At 62.0% G+C, this 20698-nt stretch carries 21 protein-coding genes; 15 read left to right on the top strand and 6 right to left on the bottom strand.

All coding sequences use genetic code 11. The annotated features are described in order from the left end of the window. The first annotated feature begins 55 nt into the window (after window positions 1-55). The 13 genes from BJ6T_RS29615 (at window position 56) to dusA (ending at window position 12667) form a co-directional block, all read left to right on the top strand. Window positions 56-1096, top strand: a complete 1041-nt coding sequence (locus tag BJ6T_RS29615) for a 2Fe-2S iron-sulfur cluster-binding protein (RefSeq protein ID WP_014496232.1) — start codon at window positions 56-58, stop codon at window positions 1094-1096. Window positions 1097-1156: 60 nt separating this feature from the next. Beyond that, complete coding sequence (locus BJ6T_RS29610) at window positions 1157-2227, top strand: aromatic/alkene monooxygenase hydroxylase subunit beta (RefSeq protein ID WP_014496231.1); 1071 nt, start codon at window positions 1157-1159, stop codon at window positions 2225-2227. A 6-nt stretch (window positions 2228-2233) separates the two neighbouring features. Further along, entirely contained in the window at window positions 2234-2605 is a 372-nt protein-coding gene (locus tag BJ6T_RS29605; protein WP_014496230.1) for an MmoB/DmpM family protein, read from the top strand. Window positions 2606-2739: 134 nt separating this feature from the next. Beyond that, window positions 2740-3762, top strand: coding sequence for an amidohydrolase family protein (locus BJ6T_RS29600; protein WP_014496229.1), 1023 nt, complete (start codon window positions 2740-2742; stop codon window positions 3760-3762). Between the two features lie 5 nt (window positions 3763-3767). Then, window positions 3768-4601 carry an iron-sulfur cluster assembly protein gene (locus BJ6T_RS29595; protein WP_014496228.1) on the top strand — a complete coding sequence of 278 codons (834 nt, stop codon included), beginning with the start codon at window positions 3768-3770 and terminating at the stop codon, window positions 4599-4601. Between the two features lie 106 nt (window positions 4602-4707). After that, window positions 4708-6339, top strand: a complete 1632-nt coding sequence (locus BJ6T_RS29590; protein WP_014496227.1) for a molecular chaperone GroEL — start codon at window positions 4708-4710, stop codon at window positions 6337-6339. Between the two features lie 298 nt (window positions 6340-6637). Continuing rightward, on the top strand, window positions 6638-7132 hold the full coding sequence (locus BJ6T_RS29585) for a hypothetical protein (RefSeq protein WP_014496226.1): 495 nt from the start codon (window positions 6638-6640) through the stop codon (window positions 7130-7132). A 120-nt stretch (window positions 7133-7252) separates the two neighbouring features. After that, the gene (locus tag BJ6T_RS29580) at window positions 7253-9301 is read left to right on the top strand and encodes a sigma-54-dependent Fis family transcriptional regulator (protein ID WP_225895027.1); all 2049 of its coding nucleotides are present in this window, start codon (window positions 7253-7255) and stop codon (window positions 9299-9301) included. 14 nt (window positions 9302-9315) lie between these two features. Beyond that, complete coding sequence (locus BJ6T_RS29575; RefSeq protein ID WP_014496224.1) at window positions 9316-9765, top strand: hypothetical protein; 450 nt, start codon at window positions 9316-9318, stop codon at window positions 9763-9765. Further along, a complete protein-coding gene (locus BJ6T_RS47535; protein ID WP_014496223.1) occupies window positions 9762-10070 on the top strand; it encodes a hypothetical protein in 309 nt (102 codons plus the stop codon). Before BJ6T_RS29575 ends, BJ6T_RS47535 begins: the two co-directional genes overlap by 4 nt. A gap of 8 nt (window positions 10071-10078) precedes the next feature. Beyond that, the gene (locus tag BJ6T_RS29565; protein ID WP_014496222.1) at window positions 10079-11194 is read left to right on the top strand and encodes a WD40 repeat domain-containing protein; all 1116 of its coding nucleotides are present in this window, start codon (window positions 10079-10081) and stop codon (window positions 11192-11194) included. 36 nt (window positions 11195-11230) lie between these two features. After that, window positions 11231-11413: a hypothetical protein gene (locus BJ6T_RS29560; protein WP_014496221.1), complete on the top strand. Its 183-nt coding sequence runs from the start codon at window positions 11231-11233 to the stop codon at window positions 11411-11413. 294 nt (window positions 11414-11707) lie between these two features. Next, window positions 11708-12667 (top strand): tRNA dihydrouridine(20/20a) synthase DusA, encoded by a 960-nt coding sequence (dusA, locus tag BJ6T_RS29555; RefSeq protein ID WP_014496220.1) that lies wholly within the window; start codon window positions 11708-11710, stop codon window positions 12665-12667. Window positions 12668-12719: 52 nt separating this feature from the next. Here the strand turns inward: dusA and BJ6T_RS29550 are convergent, their stop codons facing one another. Then, window positions 12720-13388: an outer membrane protein gene (locus BJ6T_RS29550; protein WP_014496219.1), complete on the bottom strand. Its 669-nt coding sequence runs from the start codon at window positions 13386-13388 to the stop codon at window positions 12720-12722. A gap of 468 nt (window positions 13389-13856) precedes the next feature. Between BJ6T_RS29550 and BJ6T_RS29545 the strand changes: the two genes are divergently transcribed. Together BJ6T_RS29545 and BJ6T_RS42715 are read left to right on the top strand one after the other, a co-directional pair. Beyond that, window positions 13857-15320: a hypothetical protein gene (locus BJ6T_RS29545; RefSeq protein ID WP_014496218.1), complete on the top strand. Its 1464-nt coding sequence runs from the start codon at window positions 13857-13859 to the stop codon at window positions 15318-15320. 44 nt (window positions 15321-15364) lie between these two features. Then, window positions 15365-15727: a hypothetical protein gene (locus BJ6T_RS42715; protein ID WP_014496217.1), complete on the top strand. Its 363-nt coding sequence runs from the start codon at window positions 15365-15367 to the stop codon at window positions 15725-15727. A gap of 113 nt (window positions 15728-15840) precedes the next feature. Here the strand turns inward: BJ6T_RS42715 and BJ6T_RS29535 are convergent, their stop codons facing one another. The 5 genes from BJ6T_RS29535 to BJ6T_RS29515 all read right to left on the bottom strand — a co-directional run bounded on the left by BJ6T_RS29535 (window position 15841) and on the right by BJ6T_RS29515 (window position 20575). Continuing rightward, window positions 15841-16380, bottom strand: a complete 540-nt coding sequence (locus BJ6T_RS29535; RefSeq protein WP_014496216.1) for a TIGR02281 family clan AA aspartic protease — start codon at window positions 16378-16380, stop codon at window positions 15841-15843. Between the two features lie 28 nt (window positions 16381-16408). Next, window positions 16409-16612, bottom strand: coding sequence for a DUF1289 domain-containing protein (locus BJ6T_RS29530; RefSeq protein ID WP_028169824.1), 204 nt, complete (start codon window positions 16610-16612; stop codon window positions 16409-16411). 44 nt (window positions 16613-16656) lie between these two features. Beyond that, on the bottom strand, window positions 16657-18252 hold the full coding sequence (locus tag BJ6T_RS29525) for a sensor histidine kinase (RefSeq protein WP_028159846.1): 1596 nt from the start codon (window positions 18250-18252) through the stop codon (window positions 16657-16659). A 150-nt stretch (window positions 18253-18402) separates the two neighbouring features. Beyond that, window positions 18403-19680: a sodium:proton antiporter NhaD gene (gene nhaD, locus BJ6T_RS29520; protein WP_014496213.1), complete on the bottom strand. Its 1278-nt coding sequence runs from the start codon at window positions 19678-19680 to the stop codon at window positions 18403-18405. 22 nt (window positions 19681-19702) lie between these two features. Further along, window positions 19703-20575, bottom strand: coding sequence for an NAD(P)-dependent oxidoreductase (locus BJ6T_RS29515; protein ID WP_014496212.1), 873 nt, complete (start codon window positions 20573-20575; stop codon window positions 19703-19705). Between the last annotated feature and the right edge of the window lie 123 nt (window positions 20576-20698).

The following is a 20698-nucleotide window of genomic DNA, read 5'->3' as shown; positions in this document are numbered from 1 at the left end:
CTCCTTCCCGATCGCTCCCCGGAAGATATGAAAGCGTTCGTTTGAGGAGGCCCCTATGGGCGCGCCCGCCAATGTCGTTCGCCTGCAACCGGTGGGCATAGAGTTCGAGGTCGAGGAGAACGAAACCGTTCTCGACGCCGCTTTCCGTCAGGGCATCGCGTTGCCGCATGGATGCAAGGAGGGGCAGTGCTCGGCCTGCAAGTGTGTCCTGACCGAAGGCGATGTCGAGCTGAAGAAATACTCGACTTTCGCGCTCAACGAGATGGAACGTGGCCAGGACTACATCCTGCTGTGCCGAACGCTGGCCTACTCGGACCTTGAAGTGGAGCTGCTCAACTATGACGAGGAGGTGCTGTCGAAATCGATCCCGGTCAAGGATTTCACGGGGACTGTTACGAGCGTCTCTGCGCTGACCCATGACATCCGCCGCCTCGAAATCACACTGGCGCAACCTCTGAAGTTCTGGGCGGGTCAATATGTCGACATCACGCTCCCGGGACCAGAGGCGATTACGCGCTCGTTTTCCATGGCAAATTCGCCGGGCGAAAGCCAAAAACTCGCGTTCATCATCAAGAAGTACCCCAACGGTCGCTTCTCCTCACGACTCGACGGAGATCTCGCCGTCGGAACCGAGGTCGCAATCAAAGGACCCTACGGGACCTGCTTCCGACGAGAAAACAAAACTGGAGCCATGATCCTGGTCGGCGGCGGATCCGGAATGTCGCCACTGTGGTCCATCCTGCATGACCACATCAGCTCCGGGGAAGTGCGTCCGGTGCGCTTCTTCTACGGAGCCAGGACGCAGAACGATCTCTTCTATCTCGAGCATTTCGCGGAGCTCGCCGCCAAGCATCCTGAGTTCACCTTCGTTCCGGTTCTCTCCCATGCGGCCGATGACACGGCCTGGGGCGGGGCAAAGGGCTTCGTGCATGAGGCAGTCGGAGAGCACCTTCGCGGCGCGGACTATGGTGAAGACGTTGACGTCTATGCCTGTGGACCATCGCCAATGATCGAGGCGCTGACGCCGGTGTTGCAGATGAGCGATGTCGAGTCGGACCGCATCTTCTTCGACAAGTTCACGCCGGCGAACAACTAAGACACCTCGATCGCCAAACAAGCAGTTCTAGAGCCCAACAACAGGAGGAGGAAGACGACCATGACTGCCGTTCAAACCGTATCAGCCAAATCCGGTGCAGCAGGTTCTGCGGTGTTTCCGGATTCGGATAGCCGCAGATACCGCTATTTCGAACCCCGCAGCAAGCGAGCCACGCACTACGAAGACGTGACAGTCGACGTGCAACCGGATCCGGAACGCTACCTGTTGCAGGACTGGATCATCTCCTTCCCGAACGGCAAGGGCGCATACACCAAGGACAACACCACAGCCCTCAGCGCGAATTGGCATGCGTTCCGCGCCCCGGACCAAGAGTGGGAACGCACGCACTACCAGCGCCAGTCCAAAATCGAGGCCATGGTCCAAGCCGTGATCGCCAACGGTCGCAAGTCCGGGGCGCCGAAGAGCTTCGACAAGGCCTGGCTCAAGATCTTGCAGAACCATCTCGGTGCGTGGAAGCACGCCGAGTTCGGTCTCGGCACGTCGCTGATGCAGGCTCAGCGTTACGGCTACACCCAGATGATCAACAATGCGACGCTGACGAATTCGTCCTACAAGCTTCGCCTTTCACAGGATATTACGCTGTATCTCGCCGAGATCGGAATGGACATTCCGGGCTTCGACGACACGGCCGGCAAGCGCGTCTGGCTGGAAGACAAGGGCTGGCAAGGAACGCGGGAAGCGATCGAGTCGATCATGGGCTCGGCCGACTATCTCGAGCAGTATTTCGCCACCAACATCGTGTTCGAGCCACTGGTCGGCGAATTGTTTCGCAGCGGCTTCCTGATGCAGGTGGCCTCGTCGAACGGCGACTTCATCACGCCGCCGGTGATTTCGTCCGCGGAAGCGGACTACGAGCGCAATCTCGCGAATACGATCGACCTGATGCACCTTCTGGTGACCGACAATCAGCATGGCGCCCACAACAAGAAGCTGTTCCAGGGGTGGGTGAACAAGCATGTCGCGCTCGCGAACAAGGCGGCCGCCGGCCTTCAGCCGATCTGGTCGCAGCCTCATTCGAAGCCGGTGCAGTATGCCGACGCGCGCGCGCAGTCGGTCGAACGCATCAAGAAGATTCTCGGCGAGCTCGGCCTCGTCCTTCCCAAGGAGTGAATTGCAATGTCCGTTGCTTCAAGAAGTGCGACCAACCAAAATATCTTCCAGAAAATGGGAGACCTCGTCTTCGAACAGACGATTTCCCATCAGTGCGGCGTCACCATGAATGACAGCGTCGAGGCGCGCGCCATCGCTGAGTTCATGGGGAAGAAGCCGAACGTGACCGTGACTTATCAGCCGGCCCTGATTCGCATCGACGGCGAGGGCAAGCTGATCTTCAAGATGGATGAGATCAGCGAAATCCTCGGGAAGGAAATGACGGCCGAGATTTTCGAAGTGAATACCTCGACCCACTATGGGCGGATGGTGCGCATCGACGACAATACGGTGACGCTGTTCGGCAACATGGACGAGGTCTTCGAATACATCGAGTGAGTTCCATTGTCTCCCTGACTGGGCGGGGCCGCATCCCTGGCGGCTATGGCCCCGCCGCCTCTCGAAGTGGTCCCGCCGGACCACCGCGCTTCGTCTGATCGACCAGAGCCAACCAGGAATTTCCGGAGAGCATCATGTTCATAACTCCCAGCGGCGAGGAAGTGTTCGTCATCGACGGCCATACCCATTTTTGGGACGGAAGTCCGGCGAATCAGCTCAACGTCCACGGCAAGCAGTTCATCGACTGCTTCTACGCCTACCACACCTCGCTCAGCCCGAAGGACAAGCTCTGGCCGAAGGAGCAGTTCGAGAAATACAGCGCCGACCAGATGTACAACGATTTGTTCGTCGACGGTCCTGACGACATGGCGGTCGTTCAGTCGACCTACCTCACAGAGTTCTACAAGAACGGGTTTAACACCATCGATCGCAACGCCGAGATGGCGAAGAAGTACAAGGACCGCTTCATCGTCAACGGCGCCTTCGATCCACGGGATGGCGAGAAGGCGCTCGAGTACATCCACTACATGAAGGAGACGTTCGGCATCAAGGGTGTCAAGCTCTACACCGCCGAGTGGAAGGGTGACTCGCGTGGGTGGAAGCTCACAGACCCCAACGCCTATCGATGCTTTGAACTCTGCCAGAAGCTCGGCATCACCAACATCCATGTTCACAAGGGCCCGACGATCATTCCATTAGACAAGGATGCGTTCGATGTTCACGACGTCGACCATGCCGCGACCGACTTCCAGGGGTTGAACTTCATCATTGAGCACTGCGGTCTGCCGCGCCTCGACGATTTTTGCTGGATCGCGGTACAGGAGACGAACGTCTACGGTGGCCTCGCGGTGGCTCTGCCGTTCATCCACGGACGTCCCCGCTATTTTGCCGAAGTGATCAGCGAATTGCTGTTCTGGGTCGGCGAGGACAAGCTTCTTTTCGGGAGCGATTACGCGATCTGGACGCCGCGCTGGCTGGTCGAGAAGTTCTGGAATTTCGAACTTCCGGAAGATCTGAAGCAGGAGCACGGCGTCGACCTCACCCCGCAGGCAAAGAGAAAGATTCTGGGCCTCAATGCCGCTCGCCTCTACGGAGTCGACGTCGAGGCGCAGAAGGCGAAGCTTGGGCAGAAGGCTCACGCGGCGGCAGCGGAGTAGGGCCTATGAACGCACTCCATCAGCATGATCGCAAGATCAGCGAAGTGTGGGAGCGCCTCGCGCTGGTCACGGATCCCGAGCTGGACGAACCGGTCACCGAGCTCGGGTTTGTCGAACGGATCACCGTCGATCATGTTGGTGGAGTCGACATCGTGTTTCGCCTGCCGACCTACTGGTGTTCGGCGAACTTCGCGTTCCTCATGGCCGATGACATGCGTCGGGCGGTTTCCTCGTTGCCATGGGTCTGCGAGGCGCGCCCTCAGCTTCGTGACCACATGGTCGCCGAGCAGATCAACCGCGGTGTCCGTGAAGGCAGGTCGTTTGGCGAGGCGCTCAAGGATTTCGCAAGTGCCGGTTCACTTGACGAGCTGCGGGAGAAGTTCCGCCGCAAGGCGTTCGAGCGGCGCCAGGAGGTCATGATCCTGGCGTTGCGCGGGCTGGGTTACGAGGATCCAGCGATCTGCCGGATGAATCTTGGCGCCTTTGATACGATCAACTTCGGCTCGGAAGAAGTTGCGCGCCAGAAGCCGCGTTATCGCGAGCTTCTGGTTGAGCGGCGCCTCGCCGATCTCCCGGCCGACCCCGCCTTTGTCACCTACGATGGGGCCCCAATCAAGCGCCACGAAATGGTCTCGTATCTGCAGCGGTTGCGGGGAGTGCGCATCAATATGGAGTTCAACAGCTCGTTATGTCGGGGCCTTCTTGCTGTGCGCTATCGCGAGCTCGACGAGGATCGCGCGCAGCAGACACCAGCTCCGTGTGGAGGTTGCGGCAGTGGTTGCGTTGTACGGTCTGTCGGATCGATTGCAATGAACAAGCATTCTTCGGCGCTTGCGTGAGGTCGCGCTGATGCACGCGCGACCTGTAAGTGTCGACAAAACGGAGCGGACATCAAGTTCGCCCGGCCTGATCATCCAAGAAACGACCACGTGGGAGTGAAACGCAATGCCAAAAGTTCTGCTGCATGACATAGAAGCTCGCCGCGCTCTTGCGCGTGGAGTTCAGAAGCTGGCCGCCGCGATCGAATCGACGCTCGGTCCCAAGGGCATGAACGCGATGGTCGACAGGCCGATCGGCACGCCCATCGTATCGCGCGATGGTGTCACCATTGCCTCCGAGATCGAATTGCCGGATCGCTTCGAGAACATGGGCGCGCAGGTGGTGCGCGAGGTCTCGATGCAGACCAACGAGGTCGCCGGCGACGGTACGACGACGGCGATGGTGCTTGCGAACGGTCTCATTCAAGGAGGCGTTGCGGCCCTCGAGCGCGGCGCCAAGGCGGTCGATCTCTGCAAGGGGATCGACCGGGCCGTCGAAGTCGTCGTCGAGAGCCTGAGGAGTGCGGCAATTCCAGTATCGGACCGCGACACGCTACAGGCCGTGGCAACGATTGCGTCGACCGACTCTCATCTGGGCGGTCTGATCGCCGAGGCGGTGGAGCGCGTCGGAAAGGATGGCGTCATCAGTTCCGATTACGGGCTGACGACGAGCACCACGCTCGAGGTCGTCGAGGGCATGTCATTCGACCGTGGCTACATTTCCCACCATATGGTAACGGACGCCGAGAAGATGGAAGTGGTGCTGGATCAGCCCTACATTCTGCTGACGGACCTGAAAATCAAGACGCCGGGCGAGCTGTCAGCGGTGCGCGCGAGGGTCGCGGAGACCGGGAAACCGCTCGTCATCGTTGCCGAAGAGATTGCACCGGAAGTGGTTGTCACGCTGCTTGGCGAAGGCAACCGCGGCAAGATCCTGGTGGTCAATCCGCCCGACTATGGTCACTGGCGCAAGGCCATGATGGACGACCTCGCAATCATAACCGGCGGACGGGTCATCGCCCGCGAGCTCGGGGGAAAGCTGGAAGAGACAAGCCTTGCGGACCTCGGCACTGCGCGGCAGGCTCGGGCCAGTGCGCGCGAGACGGTGATCATCCGCGGCGGCGGGGACGACGCGGCGATCGCCGCGCGTCGTCAGCAGGTAGCCAAGCAGCACGATCTGGCACCGCCGAACATCGAGCAGGACAAGCTCAAGGAGCGCCTGGCTAAACTTTCGGGTGGGACCGCCGTGATCTTCGCGGGCGGCGTCACGCCGGTCGAGCAGAAGCGTACGATCCAGTTGATCGACGATGCGCTCAGTGCTGCGAGAGCCGCGGCCGAGGAGGGGATCGTGCCGGGCGGTGGGACGGCGTTGGCGCAGTGTGCGCCGGTGGTGGCGCGCGCCCTCGGCAACATCAATGGAGACCTGGGTGAAGGCATCAAGCTGGTGCGCGAAACCTTGTCGCGTCCCGCCGCTTTCATCGCCCGAAATGCTGGCCATGATGCAGCGAAAGTTGTGGCCGAGCTGCAAAGTTCGCGGGCCGGGGTCGGGTTCGACGCTGCAAACGGCGTGTTCATCGACATGGTATCGGCCGGCATCGTCGACCCGGTCAGGGTGACGTATACCGCGCTTCGAAACGCCGCTTCCGTGGCCACGCTGGTGCTGACGACCAACACGCTGGTTGCCGATGTGCCGGAGTATCTTGATCCGACGCAGGGACCTGCGTTGGGCGGCGGGGCAGAGAAGCTTGGGCGGGCCTGAACCACTTGAACGCGGTTCGCGTTGCGCCAGGGCGGTGCCTAAGGATCCGGCGCTCGGATGATGCACTATCACAGGTGGGTCTTTTTTGCGGCGCTGTGCTTCCGAGCCGTAATTTCCGGCTCCGTCGTCGAGGTCGGGGTGAAGCGCCAGGTGGTGGCGACGCCCTGACTATCGCGGAGTGATTGGACGGTGACAACGGTCTAGAACGAGTTACAATCTTGGAAGCTCCGGCATGGGCCGAAGGAGGCGATGCAACAAGCCTCCACGGTCCGACCAGCGGGGCAGGAGGAAACGGGACATGGCCTACATCATCTCCAAACGTGATGGTCCGCATCGCGAAGAGCTCAAGGCGAAGGACTTCCTTCAGAAGAACCGCACGAAGATCAACTCGCTCGCCAACCATCTGACGCTCGGGCGTTGGCAGGAGTTGCGCAATCCGACGCCGCCCATTGAGCCCCAGCCATCAGGCAAGCTCTGGTCCACGCCTCCGGCTCGTCCGAAAGAGGTCGAACCCTATGTGCGGATCAGCTATAACGGCCGCGTCGTGATTGCCGATCTCGCGTCGGGGCGACAGCTCCATTTTGTCGGTGAATTGCGCGGCAGCGGCCAATCGCGATGTTTCGCTTTGGCGACACGCGAGAATGGGATCTTCGAGCCGCTCGACGACGAATTGTGCAAGGTCCTGATCGACCTCGAGGGAGTGAGCGTTCCCGACGAGACGTCGGAAGCGCGCCTGGAGCAGATCATCTCAGGCCGTCTCGGCTTGGACGCTATTGCCAGAACCGTCGAATGATCTTCGTAAGCCGGGCCGCCGAGAACATCGATCTCGTTGGTCCGGCCCATGTCGTTTTCTGCCGATCAAGCTGCTGTTTGCCAATATAGGTTCGGTGCTCCAATGCTGACGGAAACGTTCATGGCTAAGCCGCCGTTTTCCCTGGAAGGCTACAAAATTCCGGATGCCGCGGAGGCGGAGCAGGGGCGGCCGTACGATGAACGGGAGACCAACAGAGCGTGGGAAAACTTCCTGACGTTTGGAGACGCGAAGCGCGAGAATGCTCTGGTGCGAGGCGTGATCGAAGAATCATGGCAGCGCAGCATCAAGTCGGGAGTCAATGCACACTGCAAGGGCAGCAGCTTCATCACTTCGCCGGATGACCTCTATGAGCTGCGTCTGAAGAATGACGATCTGCTCGGCTCCAGCGCCCAGACTTTCCGCCGCGTCGCGGAAGTGCTTGGAGATGCGGCCACAATGCTCGTCATCACCGACAGGAATGGTGTCGTCCTCGACGTCGGCGGCGATCAACGAACGATCGATGCCGGGCACGATATCCGCCTCGAAGTCGGCGCAGCCTGGGGAGAGACGGTGACCGGGACTAACGGCATTGGCACGGCGCTCGTCACGGGAAAACCGGTTCATGTCCACGCCGCGGAGCATTTTTCCGAGGGCATCAAGGCCTGGACCTGCGTTGGTAGCCCCATTCGTAGCCCGATCGACGGCAGCATCATAGGCATCATCGACTTTTCCGGACCCCAGGCGATCTTTCATCGTCACAATGTCGCGCTGGCGGTGATCGCGGCCAATCATATTGAGCTTGCACTCTCGGAAAAGCTTCGGCTCGAAAGAATACGCCTGCTCGAGGCAAGCATTTCTCGAATGCCAGGGATGGGCAGTGCCGACGGCGTGGTGATCCTGGATCGCTTTGGTCGGGTCATCCATCACAACGATATGGCGTCGGCCCGCTGGCGGCGGATCGCGCAGTCTCGTGAATTGAACATTGGGTCGCAGATCCTTCCAAGTCGCGAAGGCCTGCTGGGCAAAGACTTGGCCGAGGGGTTACCCGAGGAGTTGCGCGAGCAGCGGATCGAGCCACTGGTCGTCGACGGGGTCGTGAAGGGCGCAATGCTCGTGCTTGCTTCGAAGCCGCGGACAAATCCTGCTGCATCCGAAATGTTGCCGACAACCCGCGCAGCCCTGATGTCGGCAAAAGAAGCAATCGTCGGATGTAGCGAGGCATTGCTTGAGGTGGTGCAGAAAATTGAACGAGCCGCGCTCGGCCGGACAGCAATCCTGCTCGAGGGCGAAACGGGCGTCGGCAAGGAACTCTTCGCCCGCCTGGTTCATGCCGCCAGTCAGAAGACGGGCAAGGAGCCTTTTGTTGCCTTCAATTGCGGTGCGGTCTCGAAAGAGTTGCTCGGCGGCGAGTTATTCGGGCATGCACCGGGCGCTTATACCGGCGCCACACGGGAGGGGAGGCCAGGACGATTCGAGTTTGCCAATGGCGGTGTGCTTAGCCTCGACGAGATCGGCGAGATGCCGATGGACCTGCAACCTTACCTGCTCCGTGTGTTGGAAGAGCGTGCGGTGTACAGACTAGGTGACAGCAAGGCGCGTGCGGTGGACGTCCGGCTTGTGGCGTCGACCAATCGGAATCTGAAGCAGGAAGTGGCCGAGGGACGTTTCCGCAAAGATCTGTACTTCCGGATCGGCGTCGTCAGGTTCACCATCCCACCGCTCCGCGAGCGGCTGGGCGATGTCGAGATACTGATCGATCACTTCAACAGACAATTCGCGACGATCTACAGCACCCAGCCGTTGCGCTTCGAGGCGGCCACTATGGAGTTACTGCGCCGCTATTCCTGGCCGGGAAACGTTCGCGAGTTGCGCAATCTGATTGAGAACCTCGTGCTGATGACGATAACCGGCATCGTCACTCCCAGGGACTTGCCAGAGGATTTCTTGGAGGTCACTCCGGCTCAACCTCCCTCAATCTCCGTGCAGTCGGAGAATAGGGCGACGGGATCGGAGGGTGACGAGGTCGCGCGCTTTGACGAGATGGAGCGTCGTGCCATCGAGAGGGCCGTCGCAAACGCCGGCGGCAATATTGCCGCCGCCGCGGAAAAGCTGGGGCTTTCGCGCGCTACGCTATACCGAAAATTGCACCAATACCGTTCCCGAACCTAGCGATCGGGGCTGGCATGGCGGCTGTCTGGGATGAACAAAAGGGCGGGGAAGGTCCGTTACCCGCGGCGACGCTGGCCTCGCAGATCCTCGCGCGCGCCGACCGCGACGTCACTTTCGTGGTTCACCTCGTTGGCGAAAGCCAAAGCTTGCTGGTGCGGCATTTCATCAAGTTCATCGAGACGGAGCTCGCAAAGCGCGGCATGAGCTACGGCGTACATCCGTTACTGCGACCTTTCGTCGAAACGCATGCACGCGAGCTGTCGGATTTCGTATTGCAGGGTATCGGATTGCGGCATCAGTTTGGCCTGCAGACCATCGAGACGATGGCGGGCGATCCGGCGCGGTTGCTGAGGGTCGATCTGTGGGACTCGCTGCAATCTCACGTCAACGACGCGCAGCGACACTTCGTATCCGATGTCCGGGGCCTCCAGCGGATCCTAGATCAAATCGAGTCGGGCGCATGAATGTCGATCCGGAGGTCCTTGTCGAAATGCTGAAGGAGCGGTTGCTCGTCGTTCAGCAGATATCGGCCGCGCAATCATGGACCCTTCTGAACCAGCAGCTTGCTGGCGGAGCAGAATTCGAGATCCAGAGAATTGAGCAGGAGATTGCGGCGACAGGCGGTTCGCATGCGTTCGCCCATGCTATCGAGGAAGCGCACGAGCGCTTGAAAGAAGCAAAGGCCGGAATGCTGGCATGCGACGTCCAATGCGCCGCGCTGGAACGACGCCTTGAAGAACTCGACAGGCGTATTGCTACCGGCAGGTGAGGCGACGGATGGACACGATGGAAGCTGAGACGGCAACGCTCTATGCCTTGCTTGGTCGGCATTGGAACGTGGGTGCGCCCGTTACGGACGCGACCTTCGACGCTGCCGGACAGGCAGTGGCATTCGCGCTTGCCGATGGCTCTTTGGCAATTGCTCCGCTGGCCGATAGCGAACCGCCGAAGGATCGCTATCGTATGGCCTTGGACGGCGGCCGGCCGACGATATCCCCGCGGCGGAATCCGGCCCCGCCGTTGACGAAAGTCGTCATCAGCGATGCCTCTCTTCATCTCGCCTCGATCGAGCCTGATGGCTTCATCGCAAGCGATGGCAGTCAGTTGCTGCACGTGTCGGCGTCCGGTGTCACTCGACAAGCCGCGAAATTAGGGCCCCCGATCGATCTCGTCGCCCCGGTGAACGCTGGCGGCGTTCTGGCTGCCTCCGGCGGGTCGGTCATATATTGCGATTCCAACGGCGATGTCGGATGGCTCCAGGAGCGTGCGGGGGGGCGTTCATCCGCGATGGCCGTTTCGCCGGATGGTCGGAGCTTCGCGATAGGAGCTGACGGTTGTCTGCTTGTGCGTGCCTTCGGACTCCGCCCGGAGCCCACCGCTACATTTGCGTTGGGTTTCATCTCCAGCTTGGCGTGGAGTCCCGATGGAAGCTGGTTGGCAATGTGCGTCGAAGAAGCCGGAATTGTGTTGCTGCGCCTTTCCGATGTGCGCACCGTTCGGATGCCGAGCTATCCTGCAAGCGTTGGATCTCTTTCGTGGAGTGCAGACTCCCGCGTTCTTGCGACGAGCGGGGCCTATCGGATGATCGCATGGGACGTTCTCAGCCTCGACGACGGAAGCGAACAGCCGACGAGCCTCAGCACCGGTCGTGGCGGATTCATCCTCGTCGAGGCGGTCGATGTGCACCCCGGGCGTCCCCTGATCGCGGCAGGGTACAGCGACGGCAGGGTCGTCGTCGCGAGGATCGGACATCCCGACGAATTGGTTGTCAAACCGCCCGGTGGCGGCGCCGTCCAAGCCCTTCGATGGTCCGCCGATGGCCAGCATCTTGCAGTCGGAACCTGCGGCGGAGAAGCGGCGATCGTGACGTTTCCGCCGCAAATCTTCAAGTAACAGCGAGCCGGGGCGGAGAGCACCAGGAGGAAATCCATGACTGTAGCTCGAGTGCCAAATGAAGCCGAAAGTAAGGATCAGTTCTTCAAAGAGCTGGCGGAGCTATCGGAGCGCATGATCGCTGCGCACGGAAAAGAGTTCTCGATGGGCGCTTTGGTGCTGGCGGCGAGGTTCATCGCCGAAAACAGGCCGTTCGAGCGAAGCGCAGCAACACAGTGACGTGTCGTCTTACTGCACACGATCGCGGCGGCGGCGAGTGCGGTAGGCCATGGCAGAGCCATTTTCGTCAACCACGCCGAGCGGCCGAACTGACCGCAAAGGTTGGTCGTCCTTTCCCGGTGCTCTCCCTGCCAAGAAGCGAAATTCTTTCTGTTGAAAGTGGTGCATGCCTGGGCAATGAATGTATAGCAATGACCTGCGCGGGATAGCTCGAAAGCGGTACTGTGGGCTGCGCGAGCTGAAATCAAGATCAAGCTGTTGAATTTACAAAGATTAAAGTTTTCCGTGGCTCCGATGATGGACTGGACCGATAGCCGCTGTCGGGTGTTCCATCGCCATCTGACGCGGCGGGCGCTGCTCTATACGGAGATGCTGACGACCGGCGCCATCATTCATGGCGACCGGGAGCGGCTGCTCGGGTTCGACGCGGTCGAGCATCCGGTGGCGCTTCAGCTTGGCGGGTCGGATCCGCGCGAGCTCGCACAGGCCGCGCGGATCGGCGAAGAGTTCGGCTATGACGAGATCAACCTCAATGTCGGCTGCCCGTCGGATCGTGTGAAGGATGGCCGCTTTGGAGCCTGCCTCATGGCGGAACCGGAGCTTGTGGCGCGATGTGTCGACGCGATGAAGGGCGCGGTTTCCATTCCCGTCACCGTCAAATGCCGCATCGGCATCGACGATCAGGATCCGGAGGTCGCGCTCGATACGCTTGCGCGCGGAGTGGTCGCCTCAGGCTGCGATGCGCTGATCGTGCATGCCCGCAAGGCCTGGCTCAACGGTCTGTCGCCGAAGGAGAACCGCGACATCCCGCCGCTCGACTATGACCGCGTCTATCGCCTCAAGCGCGCGATGCCTGATGTGCCCATCATCATCAACGGCGGCATCCCCGGTGTCGACGAGGCGAAAGCGCATCTCGAGCACGTCGACGGCGTGATGCTCGGCCGCGCCGCCTATCAGGAGCCATGGCGGCTGCTCGCCGTCGATCAAGACATCTTCGGCGAAGCGGCGCCGCATGCGACGATGCAGGACGCGCTCGAAGCGATGATGCCCTATATCGAGCAGCAGCTTGCGCGGGGCACGCGGCTGCATGCGATCACGCGGCATTTCGTCGGGGCGTTCCACGCCGTGCCCGGCGCGCGCGCCTTTCGCCGCCATCTTGCCGAGCAGGGGGTGAAGCCGGGCGCCGGCGTGGACGTGCTGCGCGATGCGATCGCGCGTGTCGGTGCGCGTGCTCCGGCGGAGGCCGCGGCCTAGCCCAAACGGGTGAAGGGCCGGATCGCAAAATCCGGCTCCTCGTCGATCCGCCTCAGCGGAGCAGATCGAAATGATAGTTCACGCCGACGCGGAAGGTGTGGAATTTGGCGGCGTTCCAGTCCGGCAGATCGTCGTGCTTGAACTCGGTGTAGAGATATTCGGCCTTGGCCGACCATTTCGGCAGGAACGCCCATTCGACGCCGCCGCCCGCGGTCCAGCCCATCTTCATCTTGTTGATCGGCCCGTCCTTCAACTCGCCGGTGGCAAGACCCGCGGTCCCGAAGAACAGCAGCCGTGAATCCATCGTCGCGATGCCGGCGCGGGCGCGGCCGGTCATGTACCAGGGGATGCTCACCGCGGCGCTGTTGAGCGCGTCGTGGTTCTTGATGTCGCCGCCCTCGAAGTCATTCTCGATGCCGACCACGAACATCGGCGAGAGCTGGTAGTTGTAGCCAATCTGCACGCCGCCGACGGCGCCCTTGACCTTGCCGGCGCTGATGCCGACGAGATTATTGAACGCGTCGTCGCCGCTCTCTGCGTAGCCGGCGTTGAAGCCCGCATAGAGACCTGTCCACGAATACACCGGCTGCGGCGCCGTGTAGGCCGAGGAGGGCGCGGCATAGCGCGGCGACAGGTCGGCGGCGCAGGCGCTGCTCGCGGCGAATACCGCGGCAAAGGGCAGGGCGCGCATCGTGCGGCGTAAGGCGGCTCTGGCAGTCATGACTCTCAATCTCCCACTTGGCCGCACCTCACGGAGCAGCCTTGTCCAACCCCGATCCGGGAATGGGATTGTTATAAACCGACTGGACGGTTTGTAAATAGAGGAAATGCCACACCGAGGATTGTTCGCGGGGCTCGGGGTTAGGCGGTTGGCTGGCAGCCGCGCCGATGTTGCGCAGCGCGCTGGCGCAAAGGTGGCCTTACGAGGCGCCAGATCGGCCGCTGTCCGTCACGATGACGAGGCGACAATACTCGACGTCGAATGACGGGTGGATCGCGAGGGTTGCGACAACAAAGTGTTAGACAAGATGCACTCTACAATCTACGATTGTTTATTGCTATATTATCTACTCGTTCGACGATCCTTCGGCTCTCGCAGCATTTCATGCGGTGACGTTCGCGGTTGTTTTCGCGTCGGAGGCGTTGGACTCGGACCCGTCGTGCGGGTCGATTTGATGAGGGACCAGCGATGCCAATTTTCATGGCCGTAGTGATCCTGGTGAGCGTCTCGATATTTTTTGGTCCGCGGAATGCGTCGGCGCAGGATGTGACGCCGCAGGTGCTGCCAGACCGCATCGATGATGTCCCGGACGCGCCTGGCAATCCGTTCCCGCGGTTTGACAATTTCAGCTGGCGCGCCTTCGTCGCGTTGAACTGGCCGGCTCTGGATGGCGCCCCAAACCGCGGGCAGCCCGATCGGACCAAGAAGCTGGGCGACGCGGGCCCCCGCGTCTGGGAAACCTACAAGGCGCGCTACGAGGTCTTTGCGCCGGGCGCGCCGAAACCGGCATCATGGACCAGCTACGACGGCACGAACCCCTGCGGAGGCGCGGTCACCAACCAGACCAAGACGCTCAGCGCATTCAGCCATTTCGCGGATTTCAATCAGGCCGCCTTCACGCTGGCCCGCCTTGCCAATCCGCTGATTGACCAGAGCCGGATGTACACGCGCTACGAGGTTCGCTTTAACCGCGAGCAGTTCGATTCAATCGTCGACGACAACAACAAATGGTACATCAAGCAGAACCTGCCCACTTCAGCGAAACCCGGGGCGTTTCGGGATGGTTCTATTGAACTGAAGGCTGCTTGGCGGGTGCTCATGCCAAGCGATGGGATCGACCGCAGCCGCTATTACATCGCCAAAGCCATGGTGTTTGATCCGGTCGCGACGACGCGCGGCGGAAGCATCGTTTGCAACGAGCGGGACATCGCGCTCGTCGGCCTCCATATCGTGATCAAGACGAAGCTCCGGCCGCAATGGATCTGGAGCTCGTTCGAGCATATCGATAACGTTCCATCAAAAATTGATGAGCCGGACGCCAAGGCGGCGCGGATTCCTTACTCGTTCAACTCCGGATCTCCGCCTCCGGGACTCGCGCCGACGCCGGCCCCCAAGATGATTTCCGACGACAATCCTCCAAGCGATAACCCGGATCCGATGCAGGTCGTTCGACTGCAACCGATCCAGCCCGATACGATGCAAATGAACCAGGCGTATTGGAATCTCCCCGAGATCAAGGGAACGGTCTGGGCCAATTACATGCTCATCATGACGCAATGGCCAAGCGCGCCGGGGACACCAAGTCCGACCAACGCAGGAGGACCGTTCCCGCTGGGAGTTGGTTCGACCCTGGCGAACACGACGATGGAAACCTACCAGCAGCGGAACGGCTCCAGCTGCATGGAATGCCATCAGGCCGTGTCAAATCAGCTCGGCCGGGACTTCGTCGCGTTCATGGCACTCGATGCACACGACCCAGCGCAGCAAATGCTGGCATCCGCGGCATTCCGGCGCATCGCAGCGCCGTTATCGACAGGGGCCAGCGCCAAGACGGCATCACGAAAAACCAATCAGGCTGCGTCGCCGGCGAGGACCGCCCTCGACAATGACCCGATGGTGCAGGCATTGGCCCGCGTGCTTCAACGTCAGTGATGTTTGGTTCCGAATTGAAGCGACGAAGCAGTTGGAGATCGGACATGGCAGGCAAAATCACGACCTATGCAGATTTCCAGAATTTCATGGACGCCTGTTGCACCAAGGTGGGCGCAGACCCGGACCTGTCCGGCCACGGCCGCTGGTGGCGCGAGATGACCCACACCACGTTCGTCACCGATGGCAAGGTCAAGGGGCAGCGTGTCGTCGTCGTTGGCGATCCCGACAACTCGATCATGATTCACGCCCTGCGGGGCGACACGCCGGATTTCGATGCAAACGACCCGAATGCGCGGTTCGGCCGGATGCCGCTCAACGCGAATTCTTTCTTTGCTGATGCCGATATCGATGAGATCGCGGACTGGATCAAGCGGGGCTGCCTGGATGGAGCGGCTCCGTCAGTTTGACTGGCGCCAGAGCGGCCAAGGGCGATCTGACAAGCGCCGATCACGTTGTGCGGCTCAGGCAGTCCCGGCCGATTGAGCCCTGAACGTGCGCATGGGGCGCGCAGCGAAGCGCATTATCGGAGCGCGCGGCGGTCTGGCAATTCCGGGTAGCCGGTGAGCATCAGCTTGTCGGCGCGCACGCCCCAGCTCTCCAGGCGGTCGAGGAAGCTCATGCCGAGCAGATTGGTCTTCATCTGCCCGCGCTGCACGACGAGGGCAGGCACCGACTTTTCGACGAGGTGGCCGACGGAGAGACGGTCGAGCGTAAGGCGGGCAGCCTTGGTGTGGCCGCCCGCGGTTTCGAGATCGACGTCGTATTCGAGCATCTCGAGCGGCAGTCCGATCGCTTTCGCGGTTTCCCAGGTCAGCACCACCGAGGTCGCGCCGGTATCGATCACCATTGGTGCGGCAACGCCGTTGATCTTCGCACGCAGTGCGAATTCGCCGCCCTGGCCGCGCTGGATCTGCACGGCCGGGGCCGGGGAGGCGATCTGCGCGCGAAACATGTGCGAGACCTTGTTGCTCGCGCGCGCGATCCGGTCGGGATCGCCATAGGCGACGACGGCACCGGCCGTGCCGGCGAGCATGACGAGAACGAGCAGGAAGCGGATCATTGCGCGCCTCCGAGGCGACGCAGGGCGGTCAGGCGCGTTTCGGCGATCCCGCGATCGGCTGCAAACCCGCGTCCGCCATGCGTGCCGGCAACAGCGCCATCACCGCGAGCCGTTCCGTGCTTTCCATGGCGTGCCAGCGCGCGATCTCCGGCAAGGTCCGGCCGCAGCCGAAGCACAGCTTGGTCTTGGGATCGATCATGCAGACGGCGACGCACGGAGTTTCTTTGCTCATGTGGCCATAGTGGGGGATCGTCGGGCATGTCTGCAAGCATCTCGTTAAGAGCCCGTACCTGCGCTCATGATCGGCTTGTGGCGCGGCCGCCGCTTCTCGTCGGGCACCGCGGAACTGTCCGGCTGGAGCGGCGGAGAATCGTCCGACATCGGCGCCAGCGCACTCATCACGCGCTCCGGCGGGAAGGTGACGATCACCTCGGTGCCGATGCGCAGCTTCGATTTCAGCGTGAATGTGCCGCCATGCAGGTCGATCAGGTTCTTGGCGATGGGCAGGCCGAGCCCTGCGCCCTGTTCGGCCGACTTGATCGAGTTGGAGCCCTGGCCGAACGAGGCGAGCACGATCGGGATCTCGTCCTCGGGGATGCCGGAGCCGGAATCCTTCACCGAGAGATATTGCCCGCCCGAGGCGGTCCAGCCGGCCTTGAGCCAGATCTCGCCGCCTTGCGGGGTGAACTTGATCGAGTTGGAGAGCAGGTTGAGCACGACCTGGCGGATCGCCCGCTCGTCGGCCCAGAGCCGCGGCATGGCCTGCTCGAACACCTCGTGGATGGTGATGCCGCGGCTCGAGGCGCGCAGCTTCATCAAATGATGGCAGTCGGCGACGATGCCGACCAGCGACACTGCTTCCTCGTTGAGCTCGTAGCGGCCAGCTTCGATCCGCGACAGATCGAGGATCTCGTTGATGAGGTTGAGCAGGTGCACGCCGGAATTATGGATGTCGGCGGAATATTCCTTGTAGACCGGCACCGCGTGCGCACCAAAAATTTCGCTCTTCATCACCTCGGAGAAGCCGAGGATCGCGTTCAGCGGCGTGCGCAGCTCGTGGCTCATCTGCGCGAGGAAGCGCGATTTTGCGACGTTGGCGGATTCGGCGCGGTGGCGCGCTTCGTCCGAGATCGCCTTGGCCTGTTCGAGCTCGCCGATCAGCGCGTCCTTCTCGGCGCGTGCCTCGAGCGTGGCGAAGGTCGAGGAGTGCAGGCGGTGCGCCAGCAGCACGAAATAGCCTTCGGCTGCGAGCGCGAGCGCCGCCAGGATGTAATTGTCGAGCGCGCCGGTGATTGCAAAGCTCAGCGCCATCGCGACCGCGACCGGCGCCGTGGCGGCAAGGGCGGCGATCGGCAGATTGGCGGCCAGCATGCTCGACACCGCGATCACCAGCAGCATCAGGAACATCATCAGCGTTTCCGTGACCATGTCGAGCACGGGATGGATCAGGATCGCCATCCAGCACAGGCCATAGAGCAGGTCGAGCACGACGAAGTGCGTCCGCCAGGCGCGCGTCGCCGCGGGCGAGGAGGCCTCAGCCAGGAAACGGTGGCAGCTGCGGATCATCGCGGCGTGGATGCAGAGCATGCCGGCGGTCCAGGCCGCGGCCGGGATCGGCTGCATCCACAGCCCGAACAGCACGCCGGTGGCGACCACCAGCAGCATCACGACATAGGAGGCCGACAGCCGCGTCTGGGCATATTGGCGCAGCATCTCGGCGTCGAAAGCCGGCCGGGTTCCGCTGGTCGACGTTAACTTGTCGCGCGCCTCGCGTACCCGCTGCGACGCAGCCCGGCGGCTGCTCGCCGATGGCGCGCTCACCGGCTCGGCCGGAAGCTGCACGACCTCTGGCTTTTCAGCGGGTTTACTCATCGAACAACAACATTCCTGCCCACGCAAAGGCGGGCCTTCTGCATTGTCTATCTCTGGCAAGAAATCCTTAAGAGGTGACTTAAGGAGCTAAAGAATTACGTTAACCCGGCGTTAATTTTGAACGTGCGCTTTGAACGCGCGTAGTGCCGGTCAGTGCAGCGCCGCATGCTGGGCGACGTAGACCACGGCGCCCGCCAGATAGCCCGCGAGCGCGGGGATGGCGATGCGGCGGGCGTACCAGAGGAACTCGATCCGCTCGAGCCCCATGGCGGCGACGCCCGCGGCCGAGCCGATGATCAGGATCGAGCCGCCGGTGCCGGCGCAATAGGCGATGAATTCCCAGAGGAAGCTGTCGGGCGGGTAGTGGCCGAGGTCGTACATGCCCATGGTCGCCGCCACCAGCGGCACGTTGTCGATGACGGCGCTCAGCAGGCCGAGCACGACGACGATGACGTCCTGGCGGCCAATTGTCGCCTCCAGCCAGCGCGCCAGCATCGACAGGAGGCCCGCATGTTCGAGGCAGGCGACCGCCAGCAGAATGCCGAGGAAGAACACGATCGAGCTCATGTCGATCCGCGTCAGCGCATGCGCGAGCGTCAGCGGACGGCGAACATGCTCGTCCTTGTCGCGGTGAACGACCTCGCCGACCAGCCAGACGATGCCGAGCCCGAGCAGCACGCCCATGAAGGGCGGCAGATGCGTGACCGCCTTGAAGGCGGGCACCGCGATCAATACGCCGAGCCCGAGATAGAACATCAGATTGCGCTCGTACGACCCGACGAGCTGAACTCCGTCGTCCTTGGACGGCGGCGCGATGGACTTGCCCTTCACCAGAAGGCTGATGAAGGCGAGCGGCACGAGCAGATTGACCAGCGAGGGCAGGAACACCGAGCCCATGATCTTCAGCGGCGTGATCTGCCCGCCGATCCACAGCATGGTCGTGGTGACGTCGCCGATCACGGTCCAGGCGCCGCCGGCATTGGCGGCGATGACGATCAGGGAGGCGAACAGCAGGCGGTCGTCGCGCCTGGCGATCAGCCGCTGGATCAGCGAGACCATCACGATGGTGGTGGTGAGATTGTCCAGGATCGCGCTGAGGAAGAAGGTCACGAAGCCGATCAGCCACATCAGGCGGACCTGGCTGGTCGTGCTGATGCGGGAGGTGATGACCTCGAAACCGTCGTGGGCGTCGATCACCTCGACGATGGTCATCGCGCCGATCAGGAAGAACACGATCTGGGCGGTGGAAGCGACGGATTCGTCGATCTGCCGGCCGACCATGGCGTGGTCGCCGATCGTGGCCGCGTAGATCGCCCAGAGCAGCCCGGCGCCGATCAGCGCCGTGGCACTCTTGTTGATCCGGAGCGGGTGTTCGAGCGCGATCGCCGCATAGGCGAGAACGAAGATGACGGCGATCGCGATCAGCAAGGCGGGATCAGTTCGACAGGTGTCAGCGGTTAAGGCGCGCGAGCAGGCTCGACGTATCCCAGCGCTTGCCGCCCATCTTCTCGACCTCGGCGTAGAACTGGTCGACCAGCGCGGTGACCGGCAGGTTGGCACCGTTGCGGCGGGCTTCGGCCAGCGAGATCGAGAGGTCCTTGCGCATCCATTCGACCGCGAAGCCGAAATCGTACTTGTCCTCGTTCATGGTCTTGTAGCGGTTCTCCATCTGCCAGGACTGCGCGGCGCCCTTGGAGATGGTTTCGATCACGGCCGCGACGTCGAGGCCACTCTTCTTGGCGAAGTGGATACCTTCGGAGAGGCCCTGGACCAGGCCCGCGATACAGATCTGGTTGACCATCTTGGTCAACTGGCCGGAGCCGGCGGGCCCGAGCAGCTTGCACATCCGCGCATAGGCGCCCGTGATGACCGGCTCGGCGCCGGCATAGGCGTCCTGTGCGCCGCCGCACATCACCGTCAGCACGCCATTCTCGGCGCCGGCCTGGCCGCCGGAAACCGGCGCATCAATGAACTTGAACCCGGCCTTGGTGGCGGCAGCGTCGAGCTCGCGTGCGACCTCGGCGGAGGCGGTGGTGTGGTCGACGAAGCTCGCGCCCTTCTTCATGCCGGCGAATGCGCCGTCGGGGCCGATCGTGACCGCGCGCAGATCATTGTCGTTGCCGACGCAGCACATTACGAAATCCTGGCCCTCGGCCGCGGCCTTCGGGGTCGCCGCGGTCTTGCCGCCGAACTTGTCCGCCCATTCCTTCGCCTTGGCCGCGGTGCGGTTGTAGACGGTGACCTCATGGCCCCCTTTTTTCACGAGGTGTCCGGCCATGGGGAAGCCCATCACGCCGAGACCGAGGAAAGCGACTTTAGCCATGTGTGGTACCTTGTCCGTAGTTTGGGTTTTACGGTTTTTGCCGGGCGAGGGGGCGCCTGGTTCCGCTATGAGGGCGGATTAGGCGCGCACCATAAACCCTTGAGGCCAGAGGGCAACGGCTTC

Source organism: Bradyrhizobium japonicum USDA 6, from assembly GCF_000284375.1.
In the GTDB taxonomy this organism is placed as follows: domain Bacteria; phylum Pseudomonadota; class Alphaproteobacteria; order Rhizobiales; family Xanthobacteraceae; genus Bradyrhizobium; species Bradyrhizobium japonicum.
Note: the sequence above shows the minus strand (reverse complement) of the source record. Positions and strands in the feature narration are given on the sequence as shown.

What these genes read in the sequence shown, in the direction of transcription:
- BJ6T_RS29615 (WP_014496232.1), top strand. Translation starts at nt 56, where the DNA reads ATGGGCGCGCCCGCCAATGTCGTTCGCCTGCAACCGGTGGGCATAGAG.
- BJ6T_RS29610 (WP_014496231.1), top strand. Translation starts at nt 1,157, where the DNA reads ATGACTGCCGTTCAAACCGTATCAGCCAAATCCGGTGCAGCAGGTTCT.
- BJ6T_RS29605 (WP_014496230.1), top strand. Translation starts at nt 2,234, where the DNA reads ATGTCCGTTGCTTCAAGAAGTGCGACCAACCAAAATATCTTCCAGAAA.
- BJ6T_RS29600 (WP_014496229.1), top strand. Translation starts at nt 2,740, where the DNA reads ATGTTCATAACTCCCAGCGGCGAGGAAGTGTTCGTCATCGACGGCCAT.
- BJ6T_RS29595 (WP_014496228.1), top strand. Translation starts at nt 3,768, where the DNA reads ATGAACGCACTCCATCAGCATGATCGCAAGATCAGCGAAGTGTGGGAG.
- BJ6T_RS29590 (WP_014496227.1), top strand. Translation starts at nt 4,708, where the DNA reads ATGCCAAAAGTTCTGCTGCATGACATAGAAGCTCGCCGCGCTCTTGCG.
- BJ6T_RS29585 (WP_014496226.1), top strand. Translation starts at nt 6,638, where the DNA reads ATGGCCTACATCATCTCCAAACGTGATGGTCCGCATCGCGAAGAGCTC.
- BJ6T_RS29580 (WP_225895027.1), top strand. Translation starts at nt 7,253, where the DNA reads ATGGCTAAGCCGCCGTTTTCCCTGGAAGGCTACAAAATTCCGGATGCC.
- BJ6T_RS29575 (WP_014496224.1), top strand. Translation starts at nt 9,316, where the DNA reads ATGGCGGCTGTCTGGGATGAACAAAAGGGCGGGGAAGGTCCGTTACCC.
- BJ6T_RS47535 (WP_014496223.1), top strand. Translation starts at nt 9,762, where the DNA reads ATGAATGTCGATCCGGAGGTCCTTGTCGAAATGCTGAAGGAGCGGTTG.
- BJ6T_RS29565 (WP_014496222.1), top strand. Translation starts at nt 10,079, where the DNA reads ATGGACACGATGGAAGCTGAGACGGCAACGCTCTATGCCTTGCTTGGT.
- BJ6T_RS29560 (WP_014496221.1), top strand. Translation starts at nt 11,231, where the DNA reads ATGACTGTAGCTCGAGTGCCAAATGAAGCCGAAAGTAAGGATCAGTTC.
- dusA (WP_014496220.1), top strand. Translation starts at nt 11,708, where the DNA reads ATGATGGACTGGACCGATAGCCGCTGTCGGGTGTTCCATCGCCATCTG.
- BJ6T_RS29550 (WP_014496219.1), bottom strand. Translation starts at nt 13,388, where the DNA reads ATGACTGCCAGAGCCGCCTTACGCCGCACGATGCGCGCCCTGCCCTTT.
- BJ6T_RS29545 (WP_014496218.1), top strand. Translation starts at nt 13,857, where the DNA reads ATGCCAATTTTCATGGCCGTAGTGATCCTGGTGAGCGTCTCGATATTT.
- BJ6T_RS42715 (WP_014496217.1), top strand. Translation starts at nt 15,365, where the DNA reads ATGGCAGGCAAAATCACGACCTATGCAGATTTCCAGAATTTCATGGAC.
- BJ6T_RS29535 (WP_014496216.1), bottom strand. Translation starts at nt 16,380, where the DNA reads ATGATCCGCTTCCTGCTCGTTCTCGTCATGCTCGCCGGCACGGCCGGT.
- BJ6T_RS29530 (WP_028169824.1), bottom strand. Translation starts at nt 16,612, where the DNA reads ATGAGCAAAGAAACTCCGTGCGTCGCCGTCTGCATGATCGATCCCAAG.
- BJ6T_RS29525 (WP_028159846.1), bottom strand. Translation starts at nt 18,252, where the DNA reads ATGAGTAAACCCGCTGAAAAGCCAGAGGTCGTGCAGCTTCCGGCCGAG.
- BJ6T_RS29515 (WP_014496212.1), bottom strand. Translation starts at nt 20,575, where the DNA reads ATGGCTAAAGTCGCTTTCCTCGGTCTCGGCGTGATGGGCTTCCCCATG.